This is a genomic window from Kitasatospora sp. NPDC091207 (genome assembly GCF_044768625.1).
In the GTDB taxonomy this organism is placed as follows: Bacteria; Actinomycetota; Actinomycetes; order Streptomycetales; family Streptomycetaceae; genus Kitasatospora.
This window is the reverse complement of sequence record NZ_JBIVVS010000010.1, coordinates 233,514-255,944: the sequence shown is the minus strand read 5'-3', so window position 1 is coordinate 255,944 and position 22,431 is coordinate 233,514. Positions and strand designations below refer to the sequence as shown.

The following is a 22,431-nucleotide window of genomic DNA, read 5'->3' as shown; positions in this document are numbered from 1 at the left end:
GGCTCGGCCACCCGCCGCGCGGTGCCCCACCTTGGCAAGTGAGGAGAGAGCAGTGCTTCACGGAGACACGGCGCCGGGCTACGGTCAGCGCCTTCGCGAGGAGATCGCGACCCAGGGGACGACCCCGCTCATCGGCGTCTACGACATGTACTCGGCGTCGATCGCGGCCGAGCACTACAACGGCATGTTCGTCTCGGGCTTCGGCTTCGCGGCGTCCTACTACGGTCTGCCCGACATCGGCTTCATCGCCTGGCCGGACATGGTGGCCTTCGTCGAGCGGCTGCGCGGGGCGTTCCCGCAGCACCACCTGCTGGTCGACATCGACGACGGGTACGTCGATCCGGAGGTGGCCTGCCACGTGGTGCGCAGGCTGGAGCGGATCGGCGCCTCCGGCGTCATCCTGGAGGACCAGAAGCGCCCGCGCCGCTGCGGCCACGCCGACGGCAAGCAGGTGCTGCCGCTGGAGGAGTACCTGGAGAAGCTCGACCAGGTCCTCGCCGCCCGGACCGACCTCGTGGTGGTGGCCCGCACGGACGCCACCGAGGAGAGCGACATCCTGCTGCGGGCCGAGGCGCTCGCCGCCACCGAGGCCGATGTCGTCCTGGTGGACGGGGTGCGCAGCGAGGAGTGGATCCGGCGGATCCGGCAGGTGGTGGGCGACAAGCCGCTGCTGTTCAACCAGATCGCCGGCGGCAAGTCCCCCCGGCTGTCGCTGTCCGAGCTCGGCGACTTGGGCGTGGACGTCGCCATCTACAGCACCCCGTGCCTGTTCGCCGCGCACCGGGCGATGGACGAGGCACTGGCCGGGCTGAAGGTCGCCGACGGCCGGCTGCCGGCTCCTGCCGAGGAGAGCCCGCAGATCGGCGTCCGCGAGTCCACCGAGCTGCTGGAGCGGAACATCGCCCACCCGCGCCGGCGCGAGGCGGTGCGGGCGTGACGTCCGCACCGGGCGGTTCGACGCTGCGTGGCCCGGCGCTGCGCTCAGCACTGCATGGCCCGGCGCCGGGGTCCGCGGTCCGGTGGCGGCTGACTGCCGCCGGGCTGCTGGGCGCCTGGGTCCTGCTCGGCGCCGCCGCCTCGCCCGCCGCAGCGGGCGGCAGCCTGATCACAGTGATCGACAACTCGCACGCGGACTCGCTGGTGAGTACGGACTCACTCCTGGAGATCGACAAGGCGGGCAACGTCCAGACCGGTCACGGCACGGCCGGCAGCGACCACGGCCCTGCCAATGCCCTGGTGGGCGCGGTGTTGGGGATCGCTCCGGCCAGCGCGGTCAGTGCGGTGGACGCGTCGGCAGGGAGCGGCGAATGAGCGGCGGGCTCCGGCACCGGGCTCCCGGGCCGTGGCCCGGCGGCCGTGACCCCGGCCCTCCGGAGACGTCCATCTCGGAACCGGACGCCTCGGAACTGGACGCCTCGGAGGCGGGCATCTCGGAGACGGGCGTCTCGGCGCCGGCGGCCTCGGAGGCAGCGGCGGAGGCCCGGGAGGCCGAACTCCCGGGGAGCGGGCCCCCGGAACCGGGCGCGGCACCGGGGGCGACACCGGCCCTCCCACCCGCGACGGGTCGGAACCGGCCCGGGCTTCGACTGCGGGGGCTCGACCCGTACGTGGCAGCGTTGGCAGGCACCGTGCTGCTCGCCGCCCTGCTGCCCGTCACCGGGCGGGCCGCCCAGGCGGCCGAGCTGGCCTGCGACCTCGCGGTCGGGTTGCTCTTCTTCCTGTACGGCGCCAGGCTCTCCGCCGGCGAGACCCTGGCCGGGTTGCGCCACCTTCGGCTGCACGGGCTGGTCCTGGCCTGTACCTTCGTCCTCTTCCCCCTGCTCGGGCTCGCCACCGCCGCACTGACGCCCCGTCCGCTCACCGAACAGCTGCAGACCGGGGTGCTGTTCCTCTGCCTCGTCCCGTCGACGGTGCAGTCCTCGGTGGCGCTCACCGGCGCCGCCCGGGGCAATGTCCCGGGGGCGATCTGCGCGGGCACCTACTCCAGCCTCGCCGGCCTGCTGCTGACCCCGCTGCTGGCCGCCTGGCTGCTCGGCTCCCACACCGCCCTGTCAGCCGACGGCCTGCTGCGGATCGGCGCGCAGCTGCTCGCTCCGTTCCTCCTCGGGCAGGCACTACGGCCACGCATCGGCGGCTTCCTGGCCCGGCACAAACGCCTGCTGACCCCGGTGGACCGGGCGTCGATCCTGCTCGTCGTCTACACCGCGTTCAGTGCGGCGGTGGCCCAGGACATCTGGAGCATGACCACCCCGGGCGCGCTGCTCGGCCTGCTGGCGGTCCTGCTCCTGCTGCTCGCCGCCGCGCTCGGCATCGCCCGGTTCGGCGCCCACCTGCTGGGGCTCGACCGGGAGTCCACGGTCGCGGCCGTTCTCTGCGGTTCGCAGAAGAGCCTGGCGAACGGTCTGCCGATGGCCACCGTCCTGTTCGGTCCGCAGGCCGGGCTCCTGGTGCTGCCGCTGATGGCGTACCACCAGCTCCAACTGGTCGTCGGCACCCTGCTCGCCGGCCGCTGGTCGCGGGCCCCGGACAGACCCGAGGACGCGCCGCCCCCGCCCGACGTGGGGTTCGAGGCCGGTCCGGCGGGCAGCCCCATCGGCACGCCGGAGGTCACCCGGAGTGGATCCGGGTGACCCGGCTTCGGCGAGCGCGAATCGAGTCGGGAGTCGGGAGTCGGGAGTCGGGAGTCGGGAGTCGAGGGACGCCGGGCGGTGGATGCGTGTGCACCGCTGATTGACCGCGCGTCTCAGAGGCGACCACCGGTGAAACACGGCCCACCCGGCAACAGGGCCGCTACCGGGAACGCTGTACGGAGAACTCGTTGCCGTCGGGGTCGAGCATCATGACCCGGCTGCCCTTGTCCTCGCCGGTGTCGGTGCCCGCGCCGGCATCGGTGCGCGTCGCACCGAGCGAGGTCAGGCGGTCCACCTCCGCCTCCCAGTCGGCGTCGGCGGGGAGCGCCAGTTCGAAGGACAGCCTGTTCGTGCCCGTCTTCGGTGCCACCGGAGGACCACCCCAGGTGATCTTCGTACCGCCGTTCGGTGATTGGATCGCGGTCTCCTGGTCCTGGTCCCAGACCAGCGGCCACCGCAGCGCGTTGCTCCAGAAGTAACCGACCTCCTGCGTCCCGTCGCAGGCCAGCGCTCCGATGAAGCCGGTGTCGGCGAGGAACCTGTTGCCCGCCTGAATGACGCAGAACTCGTTGCCGTCCGGATCGGCGAGCACCACATGCCCCTCTTCCGGGAGCTGGCCCACGTCGATGTGCTTTCCGCCGAACTCCAGCGCCCTGGCCACGGTCTGCTGCTGATCCTCCGGGGAGGTGCTCGTCAGGTCGAAGTGCGCCCGGTTCTGGCCGGTCTTCGGCTCCTGGCCCGGCAGGAAGCGGATGCGGAACCCGGCGGCATCGGGGGGCAGGATCGCGACGTCGTCGTCCGGACCGTCGGCCAACTCCCAGCCCAGGACCCCGGACCAGAACCGCGCCAGGCCCGACGGCCGAGTCGCATGGAAGCAGATCGCGAACAGTTGACTGCTCATACCCCGTGCATCTCCGATTCGCTGACGGCCGATACGGCGCCTCGGCCTCCCCGGGAACGCAGCCTAAGGGTGGCCGTGCGACACCTGCATCCGAGTTTCCGTCGAGGGAACCGCACCCCGGGTCGGCCGAGCACACCGGACGCCCGTGCTCACCGGACGTAGTAGGGGCGGTGGTGCGCGGCGACCGGCGGGGACTGGTACGTCCACACTCCGGCGGCGGGCGCGGTTCCGACGAGCCGGCCGAGGTCGTCGACGGCCTCCCCGGTCCCGCCGGTCTCCCCGGCCTGCTGGGTCACCCCGGCGTCGGCCGACCGGTCGGGCCGGTCACCGAGGGAGAGGCGGACCCGCTCGGCGCTGCGGTCGTCCAGCGCGTAGAACCGGTAGGACTGGTGAACGTTGAGCGGCCCGGCCAGCAGCCGGCCCTCCTCGTCGGTGCCGTAGCCGGTGATCGGCGTGTTGATCACCGCCTCGGGTGTGAGGCCCACGAGGTCGGCCTCGATGGCGAACAGTTCCCCGTCGTGCCGGCTCATACCGTCCGGGCCGAGCGAGGCCCGACGGCAGGAGACCGACCAGTGCTCGCGCACGGAGGGGGCGTTGAGCGAGGGCATCACCGCCTCGAACCAGCCGGGCCGCTTCGGCTCGGCGTAGAGCCTGCGGCCCGCGTCGATGGCGAGCGGGTTGTCGCACAGGACGTGCATCCGGGCGATCCCCAGGAGCTTGGTCTGGTCGTATCCCCGGGCGTACTGGCCGTAGTTGAGCTCGGGCAGGCGGTCCTCGGCGAACTGCGGGTGGGCGATGACGTTGATCTCCACCTCCTGGGTGATCCCGCCGCCACCCGGGTACTGCGCGAAGTAGAGCTGGTAGTTCAGCGAGACGCAGGCCATCCCGTCGAACAGGGCGACGGCCAGGCCCGGGTGGCGCTTGGCGAGCAGGTCGTGGCACGGGCCCGGGGCGACCAGGTAGTCCACCCCGATGTTGTGCAACGCGCCGTAGTGGAAGGGCAGGTGGTACGGCTCCGGGACGGGCGGGAGCGGAAGGGCGGCCATCAGGACTCCGTCAGGTGGGGGGTGGGTGCGGGCGGGCCGGCCGGTGCGACGACCGTCGCCGGGCGGTGCAGCGCCAGCAGGTCGCGGTGGATCCGCTCGGCGCTGCGCAGCGCGAGCGCGGCCATGGTGAGCGAGGGGTTGGAGGTGCCGAGCGAGGGCATCGATCCGCAGCCGACGGCGTACAGATTGGGGTGGTCCCAGCAGCGCTGCCACTGGTCGACGACGGAGTCGGCGGGCGACTCGCCCATGATGTGCGTGCCACCGGCGTGGCCCGCGCCGCGGTAGGCGTAGGGGCGGCCCTCGTGTTCCAGCCGGCCCGGCCAGCGCGGCCCGGCCTCGTAGCGGGTGTGGTCCTCGGCGCCGAGCAGTGCGAACAGCTGGTCGGAGACGGCGCGGGCCGAGGCCATGCCCCGCCGCACGTACCCGGAGAGGTCGTAGTGCAGGGCGGGGCGGGGCAGCCCCAGCCTGTCCCGCCGGTCCGGGTCGAGGGTGACGCGGTTGGCCGGGTCGGCCGGCTGCTCCAGCTCGAACTGGAGCGCGAACTGCCGGCCGAGCCGGTCCCCCAACCGCTCGCGCAGTTCCTTCCCCCGCACTCCGGCGGCCAGCAGCTCCGCGACGTCGACCTGCGGCGGACCGGCGGCCCAGGACCAGCCCCAGTTGCCGATCTCGACCCGGAACGGCGCACGGCGCCGGCGGCCCGCTCCGAAGCGGAAGGCCTCCAGCCCGCTGGTCGACCCCGGGCCCCGGTAGGGGCCGACGGGTCGCGGCATCAGGCCCCAGGTGAGCAGGGCCGGGTGGTCCATCAGGTTCCGGCCGACCTGGTCGCTGCGGTTGGCCAGGCCGGAGAGGAGCAGCAGCCGGGCGTTCTCGATCGCGTGGGCGGCCAGGACGACCAGGTCCGCCTCGACCCGGTGGGCGGCGCCGTCGGACAGGTAGTCGACGCCGGTGATCCGGCCGGTGGGACCGGCGATCACCCGGCGGACCACGGCGTCGGTACGCAGTTCGACGGTCGGGGACCAGCGGGCCTGGGTGCGCAGCGGTGTGTACTTGGCACCGGTCGGGCAGATCGGGACGCAGCTGGCGCTGCCCGCGCAGGGGGTGCCGACCGCCCCCGGTCCGTGCGGCGGAGCCCCCGCCGGTCCGCCGGGCAGTCCGTTGCGGGCGTGCGGAGTGGCGGTGACGGCGAGGGGCGCCGCCTCGGCGGCCTCGGGGTCGCGGACGGTGCGGCCGTCGAGGGCATGCGCCAGCTGCTGGTCGAGGTAGCTGGGGGCGATGGCGCGGGTCGGGAAGGCGTAGCCGTCCGGGATGGGCAGGCCGACGGCGGCCCGCTGCTGGTCCGCGTCGGCGGCCACGCCGAGCTCCTGTTCGGCCTGGCGGTAGTACGGTTCGAGGTCGTGGTAGCCGATCGGCCAGTTGCGGCCGTGGCCGAGGTCGCCGGTGCGGAAGTCCTCGGGGTGCATCCGCGGGGCGAGTCCGGTCCACAGCAGCCCGGTGCCCCCGTTGACCCGCAGGTAGCCGCTGGCGTAGGGCAGGGGGCCGTGCTGCACCAGGTAGCCGGTCGCGTCGAAGCCGCCGTCCGCCCGCCCGGCGAGGTCGCTCACGTCGGGGGACGGCGCGTCCTCGCTGAGCGGGTACGGGGAGGTGGGCGTCCCGCCGCCGGCGGCACGGTACGCCGCCGTGGTGGCGGCGGCGCCGCGGGCCGGGTGGCCGGCCTCCAGGACGAGGACGCGCCAGCCCTGCGCGCCGAGGCGCTCGGCGACGAGAGACCCGGCGAAGCCCGCGCCGACCACGACGGCGTCCCAGCGCGCGCTCACCGGCCACCGCCGTGCTGCGGCGCCTCGGCCCAGCTGCCGTGTCCGGGCGTGGCGGCCCCGGGCGGCGCGGCCTGGAAGGTGCGCCACATCAGCCCCCGGTCGTAGGCGCGGGGCGAGGAGGGCGGCTCGCCCGGCCAGGCTCCGACGTACCAGAGGTGGATGAGGGCGTGTTCGTCACGGACGCGGCGGGCCAGCAGGGTGCGGTGGTGCTCGTGGGCCATGCCGGTGTCGCGCAGCTCCGTCTCGTCGAAGCCGGTGAGCCCGGCGGAGACCCGGAGGAACGCGTCGAAGTCGGCGAGGTCGTCGTGGTCGGCGCCGTCGAAGTCGTCGAGGTCGTCGGAACGGCCCCCACGGCCGTCACGGCCGTCCTCGTGGTCGTCGATGGTTGGCAACGCGGGCACCCCCATACGTGAGCACTGCCAATGCGTGAGCACTGCGTGGCCGAGGCATGACACCACGGTGGCGCGGCCCGACCACCGCTGTGATCGTCCCTCCCGGTTCCGCATGGAAGGGCCGGATGCCCGGTACTGCTCCTCTCTGATCGACCAACGGCTACTTGGCGCGCGAATCTGATCGTCCGAGCCGTCGGAAGTGAGCGAACCATCAGCATCCGGCCGCGGTGGGGTGGCGTCGCCCGGTGCCCGGGCCCCGGCCGCCGACGCTGCTCGGCTCCGGGTACCGATTCGCCCGGGCGGCGCAGCTCAGCGCGCGCGGACGGCGGAGGGCTGCGATCTTCGGAGCACGCGGCGGTGCACCGTCCTCCGCAAGGTGTCACAAACTGGAGGCCCTGATGTGGCAGGCTCCCGCCGCGCCCGCTCCGACGGACAGCGAGTGGCTGCCGGTACTGGACATGCCCCCGCCGGGGCTCCAGAACCGGCTCACCGTGCTGGTGCGGATCCTGCTGCTGATTCCGCAGCTCGTGGTGGTCTGGGCGTTGTCGGTGGTGGCCTTCTTCGTCACCGTGATCGGCTGGTTCGGCGCGCTGTTCCTCGGCCGGCTGCCGGACTTCGCCGCCGACTACCTGTCCGGCTTCGTCCCCTACGAGACCCGGGTGAACGCCTATCTGATGCTCACCCACGACTGCTACCCGCCGTTCGCGTTCCGGACCCCCGGCTACCCCGTGCAGGTCGAACTGCGGCCCGGTGAACTCAACCGGCTCGCGGTGTTCTTCCGGATCGTGCTGGTCATCCCCGCGATGATCATCCAGGCAGTGCTGTACGCCGGCTGGTGGACGGTGGCCTTCATCAGCTGGTTGGTGGTGCTGATCCTGGGCCGGATGCCGCAGCCGCTGTTCGAGGCCACGGCGGCGATCCTGCGCTACCAGATGCGGTACACGGCGTACCTGCTGATGCTCACCTCCGCCTACCCGAAGCGGCTGTTCGGCGACGAACCGGCCCCAACCGCGGGCGGGGCGGCGGCGGGCGGGGCGGCGGTGGGCGGGGCGGCCCCGCTGAAGGGCGGGCCGGTCTCGGGGACCCACCCCCTGGTGCTGAGCGGGGGCGGGCGCGGGCTGCTGGTGGCATTCCTCGTGATCGGCGTGCTCTCCTCGGGCACCAGCTCGATCACCTCGACGTTCACGGACGACGACGACGACACCAAGAACGTCACCGGCCCGCTGGTGCCCGGGCCCCTGATGCCCGGCCCGCCGCAAACGGGCCCGCTGCTGACCGGCCCGGTCGGCGCCGCCGGCTGACACCCGGGCCGCCCGGCACGGCGGACGCGCCCACCGCCCCCGCAGCGTTCGGGCGGCACGGTCAGACCGTGCCGCCCGAACGCACGCGCTGCCAGGACCCGGCGTCCGTGAAGTGCACGTCGTAGCGGTCCTGCTCGGGCAGGAGCCGGTCGAAGGTGTCCAGCCCGGCGGCGACACGGCCGAGGTGGCGGAAGTATCCGAAGCGCTCCACGGCGGGGGCCATCACCACGAGCAGGTCGGCCGTGCGGCCGGCAGCCGCGCCGAACGCGTGCGGCAAACCGGGCGGGACGACCACCAGGTCGCCCGCGGTGACGGCGGTCGATCGGTCACCGAGCAGGAACTCCACCGCGCCGCCGAGCACGTAGAACAACTCGGCGGACCGCGCGTGGTAGTGCGGCCTGGCGCCGTCCGCGCCCTCCGCCAGGACGAGGCGGTTGGCGCCGAACGCGCCGCCGGGCGGGGTGGCGCTGCCGTCACCGTCGGCCAGCAGGTGGAAGGCGCTGCCGCCGGCCAGGGCGACGCGTTCGGCATCGGCCGCGCGGACGACCACCGCCGGCGCCGTCCCGGGCAGCGGCCCAGGGGTGGAGCGGGACGTGGAGTGAGGGCTCGGGTGGGACGGCATGGCGGGGTCCTTCCTGGGTGGCCGGCTGGTCGGGACCCATTCGAACGCGGGAATAGCGGCCGAACCAGGAGCAGTTGGCGATGGCACCGATCAGTGATCGCGATGGGTCGGCGACTCGGCGGACCGCGCGCGCCGGAAGGGCACCGGGCGCGAATCCGGGCACTCGCAGAGAGCAACGGCCGGACAGCAACGGCCCGAGAGCACAGGGACCGGACCGAGCACACCGAGGGGGACCGTGGAACTGCGGCAGCTGGCGTACGTCGTCGCGGTGGCCGAGCAGGGCGGGTTCGGCCGCGCCGCCGAGCGGCTGGGCATCGTCCAGTCGGCGGTCAGCCAGCAGGTCCAACGGCTGGAACGCGAACTCGGGGTGGTGCTCTTCGACCGTTCGACCCGGCGCGTCCGGCCGACGGCCGCCGGTGAGCGCCTGCTGCCGGAGGCCCGGGCGGTCCTCGCGGCGGCCGACCGCACCCGCCGGGTGGCCGCCGAGATCGCCGCCGGGGCCGACGGCACGCTCCGGCTGGGAGCCCTCCACGGGCCCGGCGACCGTCTCTACGACATCCTGGCCGCGCTGGCGGACCTCGCGCCTCGCCTGCGCGTCCGCCTCACCCGGGCCGCCCCGGCGGAGCGGCTCGCCCTGGTCCGCTCGGGTGCGCTGGACGCCGCCTTCGTCCGCGGTCCGGCCACCGAGCCCGGGCTGGACCTGCTCCCGCTCTGGAGCGACCCGCTGTACGCCGCCCTGCCCGCCGACCACCCGCTGGCCGGAGCCGCGCCGGGCGGTCCGGCACCCGGCGGACCCGCCCCGCTGCCCCTGGCCCACCTGCGCGACCTTCCGCTGCGGCTGGCCCCCCGCGCGCACAACCCGCCGTTCCACGACCTGGTCACCGCCGCCTGGCACGCGGTCGGCGGCACCGCACCGGTACCCGGCCCGCCGTTCACCACCCTGCGCGAGACGCTCACCGAGATCGCGGCCGACGCCCCGTCATGGACGGTCTTCTACCGGGTGTCCGAGCTGCCACCGGTCCCCCGGATCGCCTACCGGCCACTCGCCGGCCTCACCGTCACCACCTCGCTCGCCGTCCGTAGCGGCCCACCCCCACCCGCCCTGCGCCGGCTCCTCCAGGCGATCCGCGCCGTGACACCGCCCGCCTGACCCCCGGGCGGTCCGGAACGCATCCGGGCCGCCGCATCGCGGGGCCGCCGGTACGCCGCATCTCCGGTCGGCCACAGCTCCGGTACGCCGCATCGCCGGCGCGCCGAAGGAGCCTCCGGTACCGGCGGCTACCGCTGCGGTCCGCCTGGTCCCTTCGCGTGCGGCCCCACGTGCGGCCCCGCGTAACGGCGTTGGAAGGCCGGCGACTGGCCCCAGCCGGCGGGGTCACGTTCGATCTCCGTCCGTGCCCGACCGTCGGGACGGAACGGGACGATCCCCCGCCCCGCCACCGCGCTCCGGTACCGGAACCGGGCCGGCTCGGCGATCCGCGGGGCGGGGGACGCGGTGCGGTTGAGGAGGCGGGCGAAGTCGCCCGCCTCCTGGGCGGTTCCACTGCAGTCCTCGGCCAGGACGCCCGGAACGGGGCAGGCCCGGTCCCGGCCCAGCGACCAGTAGGACAGTATCCGGATGCCCGTCTCGTCGGCGAACGCCGCCAGTTCGATGGCGTCGGCCGTGCTGAAGACCTCGTTCACGGCGTCGTTGACACCCACCATGGGCGTATTGCCCTCCATCGCCCACAACTGCGCGGCGCTCTTGCCCGGCCAGATCCCGGCGAGTTGCTCGTGCAGGCCCTTCGCGGCCCCGATGGCGGTCCGGCCCATGTCGAAGTCCGGTCCGTAGTCCATGGTCATGATGTTGACCAGGTCGATCTCCAGGCCCCGGTCGCGGGCGTCGAACAACAGGCGCAGCGCCGGGTCGGACAGACCGTGGGGGTGGGTCGGCAGGGTGTAGTGAACGGCGAGCCTGCGGCCCTCCGCGGCGTACTCGCGCTGGAGCCGGGCCAGTGCGCGGGTGCGGCGCTCGTTGGCGGCGTCGTCCTCCAGCGTGGGCCCCTCGATGTCCAGGTCGATCCTGCGCAGGTCGAAGGCCTCCACCACGCGCCGGTAGGCGCCGACGAGGGCGTCCACCGAGCTGCACGCCCTCGCCAGCTCCGTCCCCGCGCCGCCGCCCAGGGAGACGATCACGTCGCCGCCGGCCGCGCGCAGCCCCGCCACCGACTCCGGCCACCCGGGCTCCGCGATCGGAATGGTGCCGTCGAGCGCGCCCTCGCAGCCGCCGTCGCTGATCACGAAGCCCAGCGTGAAGTAGGACAGGCCCAGCTCCCGGTGAGCGCGCTCCAGCACGTCCGGTGATCCCCACGCCTCCACGTACGGCGCGGTGAACCGCGTGGGGAAGCGCTCCCGGCTGTCGACCGGGGCCGGTAGGGGCGTGAGCGGAGCGGGCGCGCGGTCGGACGCGGGCGGGACGGGCGCGGGGGCCGCCGTGCTCACCACGGGTACGCTCCGCGCTCCGGTGCCCGGCGCCACCGGAAGGAGCGCGGTGGCCAGCGAGGAGAGCACCAGTGCCAGGGGCGTGAGGGTCGCGGACGGCTGGGACGGCCGGGGCATCGGAGCCCTCCTGTACGGGAGAAGCGATGGGACGACGTCGCTCCGGGAGAGCTGTCATCGATCATCGCCGCCCGACGCCGATCCGGCGGTACCGGCGGGCTCGGCGCGCCGCCGGGGCGGGAGCCGGGACACCGGGACGGACCCGGGTCGTCCACCTGGTCCCCGCCCCGAGCCCGGTCCCGGCCCCGCTCAGCTCAGCTTCCGGGCTCCGCTGGCCGGCTCGGCGTGGCCCGTCGCGCGGAAGGCCTCGGTGACACTGCCGGCCACCGCGTCAGCGCTGCCCGCGGCGACCAGCGCGATGACCGAGCCGCCCACGCCCCCACCGGGACGGGAGCCGGGACACCCGGGCGAGCCCGGTCCCGACCCCGCTCAGCTCAGCTTCCGGGCCCCACGGGCCGGCTCGGCGTGGTGGATCACCGGCTCGGCGTAGCCCGCCGCGCGGAAGGCCTCGGTGACACTGCCGGCCACCGCCTCAGCAGCGGCGGCGGCGACCAGCGCGATGACCGAGCCGCCGAAGCCGCCGCCGGTCATCCGTGCCCCGAGGGCGCCGGCGGTCACGGCCACCGCGACGGCGAGGTCCGTCTCCGCGCAGGAGACCCGGAAGTCGTCGCGCAGCGAGGCGTGTCCCGCCGTCAGGATCGGCCCGAGCGCGGCCGGGTCACCGGCGTCGAGCAGCGTCACCGCCTGCCGGACCCGCTCGTTCTCCGTCACCACGTGCCGGACCAGCGGCCGTAGTTCGGCGGGCAGCCGGGTGAGGGCCTCGTCCAGGCCGGTGAGCGGCACCTCGCGCAGGGCGGGCAGCCCGAGCAGTCCGGCGGCCCGTTCGCAGCCGGCCCGCAGCTGCGCGTAGGCGCCGTCGCCGAGGTCGTGCTTCACCCTGGTGTCGATCACCAGCAGCCGCAGACCGGCGCCGGCCAGGTCGAACGGCACCTGACGGACGGCCAGGTCCCGGGTGTCGAGGTACAGCGCCGCGCCGGCCCGGCAGCACATCGACGCCATCTGGTCCATCATCCCGCAGGGCACGCCGACGTACCGGTTCTCGGCGAGCTGGCAGAGCAGGGCCAGCTCCTGCTCCCCCAGCCCGAGGTCGTGCAGGTCGTTGTAGGCGATCGCGACCGCGCACTCCAGGGCCGCCGAGGAGGAGAGCCCGGCGCCGGTGGGGACGTCGCTGTCGAACAGCAGGTCCGCCCCGCCGACCCGGTGGCCGGCCGCGGCCAGCGCCCGGACGACGGCGGCCGGGTAGCGGGCCCAGCCGGCCACGTCGCCGGCGGCGAGGTCCTCGGCGGTCAGCTCGGTGACGGAGCCGTCGCCCTGGGCGCTGTACAGGCGCAGTCGGCCGTCGGTCCGGCGGCGGGCCTGGACGCGCACGGTCTGCGCGAGGGCGATCGGCAGCACGAACCCGAGGTTGTAGTCGGTGTGTTCACCGATCAGGTTGACCCGGCCGGGGGCCGCCCACTCCCCTTCGGGCTGGTGGCCGTAGAGCGCGTGGAACGTCGTCATGGTTGTCGTTCTCCGGGTGGGAGGTCTGCGGGTGGAGGGCCTGCGGTGGGAGGTCTGCCGGGGGAAAGGCCTGCGGCGGGAAAGGTCTGCGCTCGCGGGAACGAGCCGGGTGCTCAGGAGGCGGCGGTCCGGGGGGCGGTCTCGCGCAGCCGCCGGGCGGCGGTCTCCGGGGCGATGTCGTTGACGAAGGCGTCCATGCCGGACTCGACCCCGGCCAGGTACTTGAGCTTGTCGGCGGCCCGCCGGATGGTGAACAGTTCGAGGTGCAGGGCGAGTTCGTCACCGTCGCGGGCGGGGGCCTGGTGCCAGGCGGAGATGTACGGTGTCCGCCCGGGGGCCTGCGGGGTGGCGAAGAGGCCGTCGAAGCGGCGCAGCAGGTCGAGGTAGACGCCGGGGAACTCGGCTCGCTCGTCCTCGGTGAGCCCGGTGAGGTCCGCGACGCGGCGGTTGGGGTAGAGGTGGACTTCGTACGGCCAGCGGGCGGCGAACGGGACGAAGGCCGTCCAGTGCTCGCCGGCGGTCACGACCCGTTCACCGTCGGCGCGTTCGGCCGCGAGGAGGTCCTCGAAGAGGTTGCGCCCGGTGGCTTCGCGGTGGCGGCCGGCCTGCTCGACCATGCGGGCGGTGCGCGGGGCGGTGAAGGGCAGGGCGTAGATCTGGCCGTGCGGGTGGGCGAGGGTGACGCCGATCTCGACCCCCCGGTTCTCGAAGCAGTACACCTGCTCCACCCCGGGCAGTGCCGACAGCTCGGCCGTGCGGTCGGTCCAGGCGTCCAGGACCAGCCGGACGCGGTCCTCGTCGAGGTCGGCGAAGGAGACGTCGTGGTCGGCGGTGAAGCAGACGACCTCGCAGCGGCCGTCGCCCGGCCGCGCGGTGTGCAGCGGGTCGGCCTCCGCCGCCTCGCCACCCGGGAAAGCGAGCGGGGAGCCGGCCAGCGACGGGAAGCGGTTCTCGAAGACCGCCACCTGGTAGTCGGCCTCGGGGATCTCGCTGAGGCGTCCGTCGCGGGAGGGGCAGAGCGGGCACTCGTCGGCCGGCGGGTGGTACGTGCGGGCCTGGCGGTGGGCGGCGATGGTGACCCAGGCGCCGGTGGCCGGGTCGAGCCGTACCTCGGAGGCCGGGGCCGACCGGTCCAGCGGACGGCGGTCGACGGCGGTGTGCGGCGGTGCGGCCGCGCCCGCGTCGAAGTAGATCAGCTCGCGGCCGTCCGCCAGCGTCGTCACGGTCTTGGCCATCGTTCCCTCTCGGTTTTCCGGCGCCCATGCCCCGGACACAGTCACAATCAAACATTATCCAACGGAAGTCAACAGCGTTTCGCGAACAGGCGGCGACTCGACCTGTCATGATGGCGATGATCACCATTCACCCGGGTCACCACCCGCCGGAGGAGGCCAGCCCGATGTCCGACACCCACCAGCCGCTCGCCGGCCAGCGGCGCGCCCTGATCCTCGACCTGGTGCGCACCCGGGGCGGGGTGCGCGTCAACGAACTCGTCCGCGAGCTGGGCGTCTCGGACATGACGGTGCGTCGGGACCTGGACACGCTCGCCCGCAAGGGCCTGCTCCACAAGGTCCACGGCGGCGCCGTACGGATCGAGGACCCGGTCGTCCGCGAGCCCGGCTTCGAGGCCAAGTCGTCCTGGCACCTGCCCGCCAAGGAGGCGATCGCCCGGAGCGCGGCCGAACTCGTCCAGCCCGGCTCGGCCGTCGGCCTGGCCGCCGGCACCACCACCTACGAGGTGGCCCGCTGCCTGCGGGCGATCGGCGGGCTGACCGTCGTCACCAACGCGCTGCGCATCGCCGACCTCATGGAGGATCCCGGCGCGGACAGCGCGCCCACCCCGGCCACCGTCATCCGCACCGGCGGCGTCCGGACCCCGTCGGACGCCCTGGTGGGCCCGGTCGCGGACCAGGCCATCCGCTCGCTGCACGTGAACGTGCTGATCCTCGGCTGCCACGGCCTGTCCGCCGACGGCGGGCTGATGGCCCCCAACCTCGCCGAGGCCGAGACCAACCGGACGTTCATCCACTCCGCCCGGCGGGTCGTCGTGGTGGCCGACCACACCAAGTGGAACTCCGTCGGCCTGGTCTCCTTCGCCCCGCTCGACCAGGTCGACGTCCTGATCACCGATGACGGCCTCTCCGAGGAGCACCGCGCGGCAGCCGCCGCGCTGGTCGGCGAACTGGTCGTCGTCCCGACCCCCTGAGCCCGGGGCGAAGAGGGCCGACCGCTGCGGGCAGGGCCTGGACGCGGTCGCCGGCGGGACCCGCGGCAGCCGTGAGCCGAGCGCGCGAAAAAGAACCGAAGAAATCCCGGCCGGTGATGTCGAGAACCCGTGGCCCGCTCCGTCCCCGTAGTGAAGCGCGACCACCATGGGTCGCACCAGCGCCGAGGAGAACCACGATGGCCAAGTACCTGCTGCTCAAGCACTACCGCGGCGCCCCGGCCGCGGTCAACGACGTGCCCATGGACCAGTGGACGCCGGAGGAGATCTCGGCGCACATGCGGTACATGCACGACTTCGCGGACCGGCTCCAGGAGACGGGCGAGTTCGTCGACGGCCAGGCGCTCGCCCCCGAGGGCTCCTGGGTCCGCTACGACGGCGAGGGGCGCCCGCCGGTCACCGACGGCCCGTTCGCCGAGACCAAGGACCTCATCGCCGGCTGGATGGTGATCGACGTCGACAGCCACGCGCGCGCCGTCGAGCTGGCCGGGGAGCTGTCGGCCGCGCCCGGGGCGGGCGGGAAGCCGATCCACGAGTGGTTGGAGGTCCGTCCGTTCCTGGCCGCGCCGCCTACCATCACGGAGTGACCTCCCCGTTGAACGAGGCCCTGCTCCGGAGCCTCACCCCGGGCGTGCTGGCCGTCCTCGTCCGCCGCGGAGCCGACTTCGCGGCGGCCGAGGACGCCGTGCAGGACGCGCTGGTCGAGGCGGTCCGCGTCTGGCCGGCCGACCCTCCCCGGGACCCGAAGGGCTGGCTGGTCACCGTGGCCTGGCGCCGGTTCCTCGACGCGACCCGTTCGGACACCGCCCGGCGCCGGCGCGAGGACCTCGTCGACGAGGAGCCGGCGCCGGGCGCCGCGCCCGCGGTGGACGACACGCTCCAGCTCTACTTCCTGTGCGCGCACCCCTCGCTCACGCCGTCGTCCGCGGTCGCCCTCACGCTGCGCGCCGTCGGCGGGCTGACCACCCGTCAGGTCGCCCAGGCGTACCTGGTCCCCGAGGCGACCATGGCGCAGCGGATCAGCCGGGCCAAGCGCACCGTGAGCGGCCTGCGGTTCGACCGGCCCGGCGACGTCGCCACCGTGCTGCGCGTCCTCTACCTGGTCTTCAACGAGGGCTACACCGGCGACGTCGACCTCGCCGCCGAGGCCGTCCGGCTCACCCGGCAGCTCGCCGCCCAGGTCGACCACCCCGAGGTCGCGGGCCTGCTCGCCCTCATGCTGCTCCACCACGCCCGGCGCGCCGCCCGGACCGCGCCCGACGGGAGCCTGGTCCCGCTCGCCGAGCAGGACCGCGGCCGGTGGGACACCGGGGCGATCACCGAGGGCGTCGGGATCCTTCAGGCGGCGCTCGCCCGCGACCGGCTGGGCGAGTTCCAGGCCCAGGCCGCCATCGCGGCACTCCACGCCGACGCGCCCACCGCCGAGGAGACCGACTGGGTGCAGATCGTCGAGTGGTACGACGAGCTCGTGCGGCTGACCGGCAGCCCCGTCGTCCGGCTCAACCGCGCGGTGGCCGTCGGTGAGGCCGACGGACCGCGCGCCGGGCTGGCGGCGCTCGCGGCGCTGGACGACCCCTCCCCGGACTCCTCGACCGGAGGGCGCGCCGTCCCCCGCCGCACGGCGGTCGCGGCGTACCTCCACGAGCGGGACGGCGATCTGGCGACGGCGGCCAGGCTCTACGCCGAGGCGGCCCACCAGGCCCCCAACCTCGCCGAACGCGACCATCTGACCCGCCAGGCCGCCCGGCTCAACGCCCGCCGCCGGCACTGACAGGGGCAGCCCCGATGCGCAACCGAAGATCATCGGACAGTAGGATCAACCCGCAACACGACGCGAAATGGGGAGACAGTGGCGCGGGTTGCGGTGGTCGGCGGGGGTATCAGCGGGCTGGGGACGGCGCTCATGCTGGGCCGGCGGGGCCATACGGTCACCCTGTTCGAACAGGACACGCGGCAGGCCGGGGCAGACCTCGACCGGGACTTCTTCCACTGGAACCGGCCCCGGATACCGCAGGCCGTCCAACCCCACTCGCTCCTCGCGCCCGTACGCACCGTGCTGCTCGGCGAAACCCCTGACGTCTACGCGGACCTGCTGGCCCGCGGCGCCCGGGAGTACCACGAGTTCGACTGGTTCGGCGAGCACCCTCCGCACCGGGCCGGCGACGAGGACCTGGTGACCCTGCGCACCCGCCGCATCGTGCTGGAGGCCGCCCTGACCGCGGCCGTGCGGCGGGAACCCACCGTGCAGGTGCGACGCGGCTGCCGGGTGAGCGCCCTCACCGTCGAGGAGGGCCGCCCGCCCCGGGTCACCGGCGTGCGGGTGGGCGCGGAAGCCCACGAGGCGGACCTCGTCGTCGACGCGGCCGGCCGCCGCTCACCCGTGCCGGCCTGGCTGACCGCCGCCGGCTGCCGGCCGCCCGTGGTCGACAGCCACCGCGCCGGGATCGCCTACCTGTGCCGCTGGTACCGCCTGCGGGCCGACGGACCGCGCGACCCCGGGCGGGTCAAGAACGGCTCGGCCGCGCCGTTCGCGCTCGCCGGCGTCTTCCCCTCCGACAACGACACCTTCGCGGTGAACCTGGTGCTCTCCACCGGTGATCCGACCCGAGGCGCGCTCACCGACCCCGCCGTCTTCGAGGCCGCCGCCCGCGCCTTCCCCGCCTGCGCCGCCTGGCTGGACCTGGCCGCCGAACCGCAGTCGGCCGTCCTGCCGATGGCAGGCCTGGACAACCGCTGGACGGCCCTCACCGACGACGCCGGCCCCGTCGTCACCGGCCTGGTCAACGCCGGGGACAGCCTCATCCACACCAACCCCACCCTGGGTCACGGCGTGGCCCTCGGCCTGCGCGCCGCCCAGCACCTGGCCGCCCACGCCGACGAGACGGCCGAGGACCCGACCGGCTACCACGCCTGGGCGGCGCGGACCCTCCGCCCGTGCTTCGACGCCCAGGTGACGTCCGACCGCGCCAACGCGGAACGCCTCGCCGCGAGTTCACCCCTCACGGACCGGCGGGCCGCCGCCCTGGCCGCCTGCGCCTTCGACGACCCCGTCGTCATGCGGGCCCGCGCCCAGGTCCGCCACCTCCTGCGAACGCCCGACGAGGCCTACGGCACCGACGAGGTGGACCGGCACGTCACCGCCTGGCTGGCCGCCCGCCCGGACTTCACCCCGACGCACGACGGCCCCACCCGGGACCAGTGGGACGCGCTCGTCCCGGGCTGAGCACCGGGAAGGGGCTCTGCCCAGGATCTCCCCGGGCCACCGGGCACGGTCCGGGGTCGCGGGTGCCGGGACGGTCGACCGTGCGCGGCCGGGACCTCGCTCGACGGCGTCGCCGAAGCCGGTGGTGCCGTGGACCGGGGATGGTCGCGACGGTCACCGCTCCGGCGGCGGGAGGTGGCCGGCGTCGCCGCCCAGCGCGACGTACAGACCCGTCCAACGGCGGTCGGTGTCGGTCGGCGGCCTGCCGTCGCAGTACGCCTTGGTTCCGTTGGCCGTGTAGAAGCGCATCATCTCCAGCACCGCCCGCGGATCGGACTTCTCCCCACCGGTGTAGTCGGCGCCCGGGTCGTTGACCTGGTGCTGGAGACAGGACGGGGTCGGCGTGCCGGGCCGGGCGTCGAAACTGCCGTCCGGCTCCGCTCCACAGGCCGCCGACAGCGGACCGACGAGGAGGATCAGGCACAGCAGGTGTGCCGGGCGGGTGGTCATGACGGTCGGCCTCCGGTGCGGACGGGTCTTCACAGGGTCGAGGGAAAGCTGCGGACGACCAGCCCCAGGCCGACGGTCAGGACGAGCAGGGCCGTCAGCAGGGCGCTGTAGGGGGCGATCCGGCGCAGCCGTCCGATGACCGGGCCGTTCGCCGCGCCGGCGAGCCGGTCGCCGACGCGAACCAGGAGCAGGCCCACGGCGGTGAGGGTGGCGGCCATGCCCAGGCCGTAGGCGAGCACGAGGGCCGCGCCGAACAGGGTGCGGCCGAGTGCGACGGCGCCCAGCAGGACCACCAGGGCGGACGGGCTGGGGACCAGGCCACCGGCGATACCGAGGCCGACGAGGCCGCGGCGACCGGGCATCGCGGGGTCGTGGTGGTGATGGTGGCCGCCTCCGAACAGACCGTGGCGGTGGTGGTGCGGGTGGTCGTGGTCGTGCGGGTGGTCGTGGTCGTGCGGGTGGTCACCGTGGCCGTGCCCGTGGTCACCCCGGACGTGGTGCGCGACCGGCCGCGGGTGCGAGTCCGGGTGGCGGTGGTGGCCGGACGGGGCGACCGCCGCCGACACGTGGGCGAGTTCCCTGGTGGGCTCGCGGTCGGGTTCCGCGTGGGTGTGCGGCGGGTGTCCGTGCCGCTCGGTGCCGCGGGCGCGCCGTACCGCGTCGCGCAGCAGGCCGGCGCCGACGACGGCGACCAGGGCGCCGCTGAGCACGCCCAGCCAGCCGAGCAGCACGTCGCCGGCCAGTGAGGAGAACGCGGTCAGGCACAGACCGACCACGAGGACGCCCGCGGTGTGGGTGACCGTGACGGTGGCGCCGACGGTGACGGCGTCACGGGTGCTGCCGCGGCGGCCCGCGAGGTAGGCGGCCATCACGGTCTTGCCGTGTCCGGGCAGCAGCGCGTGCCCGGCACCCAGCACGATCGACAGGAGGACGGCGAGCAGGCCCAGCGGAACGGTCAGGCGCCGGACGGCGCCGAGTTCGGTGAGGCGGGCGTCGAGGCTGGCGAGCCAGGCCGTGGGCCCGGAGCCGTCCGCCGTCACGCCCGCGCCCCGGACCGGCGCCCCGCTGCCGCCGGGGCGCGCGCGGAACTCGGCGCGGGTGACACCGCTGGGGCTGTCGAGCAGGTCGCGGGGGTAGTCCCGGAGTTCCTTGGAGACCGACTCGGCCGGGACGCCGGTGTGATCGAGCGTGGCCCCGTCGCCCTGAGCGGTGATCTCGTTCCAGCCGACCCGGCTCGGGTCGCTCCCGCTGACGACGCGCACCGTGGTGCCGTCGGCCGGGAGGTGCAGTTCCGCCCGTAGCACGCATTCCAGGCGGCTGGTGCGCAGGCCCGCGGAGCCGTCCTCGTACTGGAACCGCCCGGAGTCCGTCCGCCAGGTCAGGGCCGCGGTCGCCCGGTCTGTCGTCACCTTGAGGCGCTGCGCGGTTTGCGCGCACTGCTCGGAGGCCCAGACGGCGCGCTCGGCGTCGTCGACGGTGCCGTCGCCGTCGCGGTCGACTTTCGGCTGCTCCTGGAGGGTGGGGATCTCGGCGGCGTCGGTGACAGCGAAGACATCGAGGCCGTCGGGGTGGACGGTGAAGCCGAGGTAGTGGTTGACGGAGAAGTTCCCCAGTGGATGGGCGCCGGCGACAGGTACGGCGACACCGAGCAGCAGCAGTGCGCCCGAAGCAGCCACACCTGCCCGGGCGAGAAATCGTGGAACCGCCATGCTGGGCCTCCGGGAAAGGGGCCGGCCGCCGCGGCGGCGAAGCCCGGCCCGGCAGGAACGAGATGCGGGCTCGAAGGGCCCGACGCACACCATCCGGGCCGGGAGGCGGCTCGGGATTGGCACCACTCCGACCCCGGCGCGGGCGTCACTCCGCCGGGGCATCGCCTCCGGATGCCTGTTCCCGTCCACCGAACGGATGATCGGCACCGATTGACCCGTTGGAGTGAGCCGGTGCTGCGCGTCCCTCCCCCATGCGCCCGGCGCACCCGGCGAACAGGGCTCCTCGCGGCGTCCGTGCACCCGGGCGGGTGACTTCGCTGAGCCACGGGAGTGAGGCGACCAAACCGCGCCCGCCCCGCTCGCGAAGCCGTGACGGGATCCGGTCCACAGTGCCGAGTGCGGCTGCCCAGCCGGATCCCCGCTCCGTCGCCACGTCCGGCCCGGAGTGGAAGCCCACCCGTCACGAAAGCGAGCACCCCACTCGTATGAACGTCACGCGCCGCCCCGCCCGCCGAGGCTCCACCGCCCGCACCGCGGCGACCCTCACCACCATGAGCCTCGCGCTGGCGAGCACCGCGATCCTCGGATCCGGCGCCGGTGTCAGCACCGCCTCCAGCCACCGCGAGGCCCCGCTGATCGCCGCCGACCCGCAGGTCGACAACACCGACGTCTACGCCTTCACCAGCCCCGACAACCAGGACACCGTCACCCTCGTCGCCAACTGGCTGCCGTTCCAGGAGCCCAACGGCGGACCCAACTTCTACCCCTGGGCCGACGGCGCGCACTACGACATCAACATCGACTCCCAAGGCACCGGCAGGCCCGACCTCACCTACCGCTGGACCTTCCACACCGAGGACCGGCGCGGTACCAACACCTTCCTCTACAACAACGGCGTCGTGAACAACCTCACCGACCCCACCCTGCTGTTCCGCCAGTACTACACGCTCCAGGAGCTGCGTCCCGACTGCGACCCGGTCACCCTGGTCGAGCACGGCAGCGTCGCCCCCTCCGACACCGGCCGCGCGTCCATGCCGAACTACGGGCAGCTGCGCCAGCAGGCGACCGTCCAGCTCCCGGGCGGCGGGCAGACCGTGGCGACCCAGGCCGCGGACCCGTTCTTCCTCGACCTTCGGATCTTCGACCTGCTCTACGGCGGCGACCTCTCCGAGGTCGGCCAGAACACCCTGGCCGGGTACAACGTCAACTCCCTGTCCATCCAGGTGCCCAAGAGCCGCCTCGCCTACAAGGGCGACCCCGGCCGCAACCCGGTGATCGGGGTCTGGTCCAGCACCGAGAAGCAGACGCTCAAGCTCAGCCCCGGCAAGGCCGAGCCGGCCGGCAAGTTCGTCCAGGTCTCCCGGCTGGGCAACCCCCTCGTCAACGAGGTCGTCCTGCCCGCCGGCCTCAAGGACGCCTTCAACTCCCTGCCGCCGTCGGAGGACCACAACCAGCCCGCCGTGGTCGACAAGGTGCTGAACCCCGAGGTGCCGCAGCTGATCCAGGCGATCTACGGCCTCCCCGCCCCGGCCACCCCGCGCACCGACCTCCAGGAGATCTTCCTCACCGGCATCGCCAAGGCCACCGGCGGACCCTTCCAGGTCGACCTCAACTCGCAGCTGATGAACCAGGACATCAACCCGAGGAAGTTCGTCGCGGCCGAGGAACTGCGCCTGAACATGTCCACCCCGGTCACCGCCAAGCCCGACCGGCTCGGTGTCCTCAACGGCGACTTCCAGGGCTACCCCAACGGCCGCCGCCTCACCGACGACGTCGTCGACATCGCCCTCCAGGTCATGGAGGGCGCCACCCCCGGCCACCTGATCGGTGCCCTCGCCGCCGGCGACAAGGTCAACACCGCCGACAAGCCGTTCGGCACCGCCTTCCCGTACATCGCGCTGCCGTACGACAAGGCCGTCAACCAGCCCAACTGACCCACCCCGCCGGGTGGGTGGGCGACCACGCCGTCACCCACCCGCCCG

The 22,431-nt window shown here is 74.2% G+C and carries 21 protein-coding genes; 10 read left to right on the top strand and 11 right to left on the bottom strand.

What is annotated here, in order from left to right; translation table 11 throughout:
* The first annotated feature begins 52 nt into the window (after nucleotides 1–52).
* The 3 genes from ACIQTO_RS19435 (at nucleotide 53) to ACIQTO_RS19425 (ending at nucleotide 2,630) form a co-directional block, all read left to right on the top strand.
* Nucleotides 53–937 (top strand): oxaloacetate decarboxylase, encoded by an 885-nt coding sequence (locus tag ACIQTO_RS19435; RefSeq protein ID WP_402389204.1) that lies wholly within the window; start codon nucleotides 53–55, stop codon nucleotides 935–937.
* Nucleotides 934–1,311: a hypothetical protein gene (locus ACIQTO_RS19430; protein ID WP_402389201.1), complete on the top strand. Its 378-nt coding sequence runs from the start codon at nucleotides 934–936 to the stop codon at nucleotides 1,309–1,311. The genes ACIQTO_RS19435 and ACIQTO_RS19430 overlap by 4 nt, the downstream gene beginning before the upstream one ends.
* A 296-nt stretch (nucleotides 1,312–1,607) precedes the next feature.
* Entirely contained in the window at nucleotides 1,608–2,630 is a 1,023-nt protein-coding gene (locus tag ACIQTO_RS19425) for a bile acid:sodium symporter family protein (RefSeq protein WP_402389198.1), read from the top strand.
* 160 nt (nucleotides 2,631–2,790) lie between these two features.
* Here the strand turns inward: ACIQTO_RS19425 and ACIQTO_RS19420 are convergent, their stop codons facing one another.
* From ACIQTO_RS19420 to ACIQTO_RS19405, 4 genes are all read right to left on the bottom strand, one after another.
* Nucleotides 2,791–3,531, bottom strand: coding sequence for a VOC family protein (locus ACIQTO_RS19420; protein WP_402389195.1), 741 nt, complete (start codon nucleotides 3,529–3,531; stop codon nucleotides 2,791–2,793).
* 149 nt (nucleotides 3,532–3,680) lie between these two features.
* Nucleotides 3,681–4,577, bottom strand: coding sequence for a hypothetical protein (locus ACIQTO_RS19415; protein ID WP_402389192.1), 897 nt, complete (start codon nucleotides 4,575–4,577; stop codon nucleotides 3,681–3,683).
* Nucleotides 4,577–6,391, bottom strand: a complete 1,815-nt coding sequence (locus ACIQTO_RS19410) for a GMC family oxidoreductase (protein ID WP_402389189.1) — start codon at nucleotides 6,389–6,391, stop codon at nucleotides 4,577–4,579. Before ACIQTO_RS19410 ends, ACIQTO_RS19415 begins: the two co-directional genes overlap by 1 nt.
* A complete protein-coding gene (locus ACIQTO_RS19405) occupies nucleotides 6,388–6,783 on the bottom strand; it encodes a hypothetical protein (protein ID WP_402389186.1) in 396 nt (131 codons plus the stop codon). Before ACIQTO_RS19405 ends, ACIQTO_RS19410 begins: the two co-directional genes overlap by 4 nt.
* A gap of 398 nt (nucleotides 6,784–7,181) precedes the next feature.
* On the opposite strand from ACIQTO_RS19405, the gene ACIQTO_RS19400 reads away from it, so the two are divergent.
* Nucleotides 7,182–8,084, top strand: a complete 903-nt coding sequence (locus ACIQTO_RS19400; protein WP_402389184.1) for a DUF4389 domain-containing protein — start codon at nucleotides 7,182–7,184, stop codon at nucleotides 8,082–8,084.
* Nucleotides 8,085–8,145: 61 nt separating this feature from the next.
* Here the strand turns inward: ACIQTO_RS19400 and ACIQTO_RS19395 are convergent, their stop codons facing one another.
* Nucleotides 8,146–8,706, bottom strand: coding sequence for a cupin domain-containing protein (locus ACIQTO_RS19395; RefSeq protein ID WP_402389181.1), 561 nt, complete (start codon nucleotides 8,704–8,706; stop codon nucleotides 8,146–8,148).
* A gap of 235 nt (nucleotides 8,707–8,941) precedes the next feature.
* Here ACIQTO_RS19395 and ACIQTO_RS19390 point away from each other — a divergent pair, with 235 nt between their 5' ends.
* A complete protein-coding gene (locus ACIQTO_RS19390; RefSeq protein WP_402389178.1) occupies nucleotides 8,942–9,856 on the top strand; it encodes a LysR family transcriptional regulator in 915 nt (304 codons plus the stop codon).
* A gap of 128 nt (nucleotides 9,857–9,984) precedes the next feature.
* Here the strand turns inward: ACIQTO_RS19390 and ACIQTO_RS19385 are convergent, their stop codons facing one another.
* From ACIQTO_RS19385 to galT, 4 genes are all read right to left on the bottom strand, one after another.
* Complete coding sequence (locus ACIQTO_RS19385; RefSeq protein WP_402389176.1) at nucleotides 9,985–11,304, bottom strand: chitinase; 1,320 nt, start codon at nucleotides 11,302–11,304, stop codon at nucleotides 9,985–9,987.
* 189 nt (nucleotides 11,305–11,493) lie between these two features.
* Entirely contained in the window at nucleotides 11,494–11,619 is a 126-nt protein-coding gene (locus tag ACIQTO_RS19380; RefSeq protein ID WP_402389173.1) for a hypothetical protein, read from the bottom strand.
* Nucleotides 11,620–11,673: 54 nt separating this feature from the next.
* Complete coding sequence (gene galK, locus ACIQTO_RS19375; RefSeq protein WP_402389170.1) at nucleotides 11,674–12,804, bottom strand: galactokinase; 1,131 nt, start codon at nucleotides 12,802–12,804, stop codon at nucleotides 11,674–11,676.
* A gap of 113 nt (nucleotides 12,805–12,917) precedes the next feature.
* Complete coding sequence (gene galT, locus ACIQTO_RS19370; RefSeq protein ID WP_402389168.1) at nucleotides 12,918–14,039, bottom strand: galactose-1-phosphate uridylyltransferase; 1,122 nt, start codon at nucleotides 14,037–14,039, stop codon at nucleotides 12,918–12,920.
* Between the two features lie 164 nt (nucleotides 14,040–14,203).
* Between galT and ACIQTO_RS19365 the strand changes: the two genes are divergently transcribed.
* The 4 genes from ACIQTO_RS19365 to ACIQTO_RS19350 all read left to right on the top strand — a co-directional run bounded on the left by ACIQTO_RS19365 (nucleotide 14,204) and on the right by ACIQTO_RS19350 (nucleotide 18,251).
* Nucleotides 14,204–15,010 (top strand): DeoR/GlpR family DNA-binding transcription regulator, encoded by an 807-nt coding sequence (locus tag ACIQTO_RS19365; RefSeq protein WP_402389278.1) that lies wholly within the window; start codon nucleotides 14,204–14,206, stop codon nucleotides 15,008–15,010.
* 197 nt (nucleotides 15,011–15,207) lie between these two features.
* Nucleotides 15,208–15,615, top strand: a complete 408-nt coding sequence (locus tag ACIQTO_RS19360) for a YciI family protein (RefSeq protein WP_380580922.1) — start codon at nucleotides 15,208–15,210, stop codon at nucleotides 15,613–15,615.
* Nucleotides 15,616–15,623: 8 nt separating this feature from the next.
* On the top strand, nucleotides 15,624–16,799 hold the full coding sequence (locus ACIQTO_RS19355) for an RNA polymerase sigma factor (protein ID WP_402389275.1): 1,176 nt from the start codon (nucleotides 15,624–15,626) through the stop codon (nucleotides 16,797–16,799).
* Nucleotides 16,800–16,931: 132 nt separating this feature from the next.
* Nucleotides 16,932–18,251: an FAD-dependent oxidoreductase gene (locus ACIQTO_RS19350; protein WP_402389165.1), complete on the top strand. Its 1,320-nt coding sequence runs from the start codon at nucleotides 16,932–16,934 to the stop codon at nucleotides 18,249–18,251.
* A gap of 153 nt (nucleotides 18,252–18,404) precedes the next feature.
* On the opposite strand, the gene ACIQTO_RS19345 is transcribed toward ACIQTO_RS19350, so the two are convergent.
* Complete coding sequence (locus tag ACIQTO_RS19345) at nucleotides 18,405–18,740, bottom strand: hypothetical protein (RefSeq protein WP_402389163.1); 336 nt, start codon at nucleotides 18,738–18,740, stop codon at nucleotides 18,405–18,407.
* 29 nt (nucleotides 18,741–18,769) lie between these two features.
* On the bottom strand, nucleotides 18,770–20,449 hold the full coding sequence (locus ACIQTO_RS19340; protein ID WP_402389160.1) for a nickel/cobalt transporter: 1,680 nt from the start codon (nucleotides 20,447–20,449) through the stop codon (nucleotides 18,770–18,772).
* 485 nt (nucleotides 20,450–20,934) lie between these two features.
* Here ACIQTO_RS19340 and ACIQTO_RS19335 point away from each other — a divergent pair, with 485 nt between their 5' ends.
* The gene (locus ACIQTO_RS19335) at nucleotides 20,935–22,383 is read left to right on the top strand and encodes a DUF4331 domain-containing protein (RefSeq protein WP_402389157.1); all 1,449 of its coding nucleotides are present in this window, start codon (nucleotides 20,935–20,937) and stop codon (nucleotides 22,381–22,383) included.
* Nucleotides 22,384–22,431 lie beyond the last annotated feature (48 nt).